A 2842-nucleotide genomic window follows, 5' to 3' on the forward strand; every position below is an offset into this window, starting at 1 on the left:
ACAGGGATTGGCGGAGTGCCAAAAGGTAGAGTGATTGAAATATACGGACCAGAATCTTCAGGAAAAACAACTTTAACGCTGCATATAATTGCAGAAGCACAAAAAAAAGGTGGAAGAGCGGTATTTATCGATGCAGAGCATGCTTTTGACCCAAAATATGCAAAAGCTATAGGCGTAAATCTTGATGAGCTAATAATTTCTCAGCCAGATTATGGTGAACAAGCTATAGAAATAGCAGAGACATTAGTAAGAAGTAATGCTGTAGATGTAATAGTCATAGACTCTGTGGCTGCATTGGTTCCTAAAGCGGAAATAGAAGGAGATATCGAAGATTCTAACGTAGGTCTTCATGCAAGGCTTATGTCTAAAGCTATGAGAGTACTAAAAGGAGCTGTAAATAAGAGTAATACTGCCCTTATTCTTATAAACCAAATCAGAGAAAAAGTCGGTGTTATGTTTGGAAATCCAGAGACTACAACAGGCGGTAGAGCTATCAAATTCTTCGCAGATATGAGAATGGAAGTTAGAAAAAGTGATATAAAAACCGATGGTGAAAAAGTTGGCAGTAGAGTAAAGGTTAAAGTTGTTAAAAATAAATTGGCACCCCCATTTAAAGAAGCAGAATTTGATGTTATATACGGAGAGGGGATTTCAAAGGAAGGAGAGATCCTTGACTTAGGAGAAGAGCTTGGTATAATTAAAAAAAGTGGAGCTTGGTATTCTTACAGGGATGAAAATGGCGAAGAAATAAAACTTGGTCAAGGCAAAGAAAAGGCAAGAGAATTCTTAAAACAAAATAAAGAATTAACCGAAAAGTTAGAACAGATAATTAAGGAGAGGACATTAAATGGAGCTTGATGAAATTCTTACTAAAGCTGTAAAGTTAGGAGCATCTGATATACATTTAAAAGTTGGTAGTAAGCCAAAGATCAGAATAAAAACAATTCTTCACACTTTGGAAGAGTATAACCCAGTCACTGTTGAAGATATGACAAATTTTATATCTAAAATTCTTGCAAAATCCGAAAATAAAAAAGCCGAGCTTATAAAAAACGGTGAGGTTGATATATCTTATTCTATACCAACTGTAAGCAGGTTTAGGGTAAATATTTATAGACAAAGGGGAACTTATGCTATTGCTTTAAGAGTTTTAAAACAAACATTCCAAGATTTGAAGAACTTCTTCTACCAGAAATAATAAAAAAAATAGCCGAAGAATCAAGAGGATTAGTTCTTGTTACTGGTCCAACAGGTTCAGGTAAATCCACAACTTTAGCATCTATGTTAGATTACAGAAACGAAATCTTCGAGGAAACTATCATAACAATAGAAGACCCTATTGAATACGTTTTCAGAGATAAAAAAGCATATATTGTTCAAAGAGAGGTAGATTTGGATACCCAAAGCTTTAGCACTGGCTTAAGAGCTGCTTTACGTGAGGACCCAGATGTTATTATGGTTGGTGAGATGAGAGATTTAGAAACAATTCAAACTGCTTTAAGAGCTGCAGAAACCGGACACTTCGTTTTATCCACATTACACACTCAAGACGCGAAAGACACAATTAGCAGGATAATAAACATGTTCCCCGGAGAAGAACAGAATCATTTAAGAATACTTTTAGCTGCCGTATTAAAAGCTGTTATATCTCAAAGATTGATACCAAGGAAAGATGGTAAAGGAGTTGTTCCAGCTGTTGAAGTATTAATCAATACAGGAGCAATAACAGAATGTATTATGGATCCAGATAAACTCCTTTTAATAAATGATTATATGGAAAAAGGGAAAAAAATATATGGAACACAAACCTTTGACCAATCAGTTATAGACCTTTACAATCAGGGACTTATTTCTTATAAAGATGCACTCATGTATGCTTCAAATCCATCTGACGTTGAATTAAAGATAAAGGGTATCACAACAGGAGAGGACGAAGGGTTAGATTTTGGTGGATTCACGTATTAAATCTTACGCTTTAAAACTATTATCAAAAAGAGATTACTTTGAAGAAGAGTTAAAACAAAGATTATTAAAAAAAGGCTTTGATAAAGAAAAGATAGCAGAAGTTTTAGCGTATCTAAAACAACAAAATCTTTTAAATGATGAAAAATTAAAAGAAAGACTCAAAGAGAAAAGCATCAACAAAGGTGAAAGCTCTTTAAAAATAAAACAAAAAATCTACCAGAAAACAGGGGAATTTATAGAAATTTCTGAAGATGAAGAGTTGGAATCAGCCATAAATCTTCTTAAAAGGTCGTTTAAAAAAGAAAAGACTTTTGAAAATGTGGTAAAATTTCTAAAGAACAGAGGATTTAGATACTCTGTAATTTCTAAGGCTACCAACAAATTCCTAAACGAGGAGTTATGATTTTAAGATTAACAGACCTTCCTATAAAAGAAAAAACAGTATGCACTATTGGCAACTTTGATGGGGTTCATAAAGGACACAAAGAAATCCTTGATAAGCTAAAAAACATTGCATCAGAAAATAATCTTAAAACAGTTGTAATAACATTTTATCCACATCCAAGAAAGATTTTAAACCCCCAGCAATATAAATGCTCTATTGTAAATCTTGCAACAAAGGTCCAACTTTTAAAAGAAGCAAAAATCGATTACATCTTAGTTGTAGATTTTGATAAAAACTTTTATGAAAAACAACCGGAAGATTTTTTAAATTTTTTAAAAGAAAAAATAAATTGTGAATATTTAGTTGTTGGTAAAGATTGGAGGTTTGGATACAAAAGGTCCGGAGATATAAACCTTGCAAAATCCTTAGAAGAAAAATTAGATTATAAAGTCGTCATTATAGAAGATATTACAGAGGAGAATAAAAGAATAA

Annotated in this window: 3 protein-coding genes and 1 pseudogene; all 4 read left to right on the forward strand. The window is 32.8% G+C overall.

Annotated features, from left to right (window positions below; all coding sequences use genetic code 11):
- Positions 1–858: recombinase RecA (recA, locus tag SULYE_RS07460; RefSeq protein ID WP_007548088.1), on the forward strand; the 858-nt coding region annotated here is incomplete at its 5' end.
- Positions 848–1965 (forward strand): annotated as a pseudogene (locus SULYE_RS07465) (type IV pilus twitching motility protein PilT). The gene recA and the pseudogene SULYE_RS07465, both read left to right, overlap by 11 nt.
- Positions 1949–2368 (forward strand): regulatory protein RecX, encoded by a 420-nt coding sequence (locus SULYE_RS07470; RefSeq protein WP_007548093.1) that lies wholly within the window; start codon positions 1949–1951, stop codon positions 2366–2368. Before SULYE_RS07465 ends, SULYE_RS07470 begins: the two are co-directional and overlap by 17 nt.
- On the forward strand, positions 2365–2842 hold a 478-nt coding region (locus SULYE_RS07475), incomplete at its 3' end, for an adenylyltransferase/cytidyltransferase family protein (RefSeq protein WP_007548094.1). The genes SULYE_RS07470 and SULYE_RS07475, both read left to right, overlap by 4 nt.

This window comes from Sulfurihydrogenibium yellowstonense SS-5 (assembly GCF_000173615.1).
GTDB lineage: Bacteria > Aquificota > Aquificia > Aquificales > Hydrogenothermaceae > Sulfurihydrogenibium > Sulfurihydrogenibium yellowstonense.